Annotated in this window: 1 protein-coding gene; it reads left to right on the top strand. The window is 63.0% G+C overall.

Translation table 11 applies throughout. From position 1 onward, the window contains the following. Positions 1–373, top strand: a 373-nt coding sequence (locus U5771_RS35400; protein WP_322028213.1) for a hypothetical protein, incomplete at both ends; no start/stop codon positions are given.

The raw sequence follows: 373 nt of genomic DNA, 5'->3' as shown, positions 1-373 counted from the left end.
CGTGGACAACGAACTGATCGAGCTGGTTGCCGACGAGAGGCCGGTCGACGTGGAGGTCGACAGGGAGGCGACCGTGCTGTCGGTCGAGCTCAGGCCCGTGGACAGCGAGTTGATGCCCGTCGAGGTCGAGGTGGACAGCGAGCTGATCGAGCTGGTCGCCGAGGACAGACCCGTCGACGTGGAGGTCGACAAAGAGGTCACGGTGCTGTCGGTGGTGGAGAGACCGGTCGACAGCGACGCGATCGCACTGTCGGAAGACGACAGTGTCGACGACAACGATGCGACGGTGCTGTTCGTACTCGACAGGCCTGTCGACAGCGAACTGACGCTGGTCGAAGTGGACGTCGACAGCGTATTGATCGCCGTGTTGGTT

The organism is Burkholderia sp. BCC1977 (genome assembly GCF_905339595.1).
GTDB lineage: Bacteria > Pseudomonadota > Gammaproteobacteria > Burkholderiales > Burkholderiaceae > Burkholderia.
The sequence above is the reverse complement of the archived record's forward strand: the minus strand, read 5'-3'. Positions and strand labels throughout refer to the sequence as shown.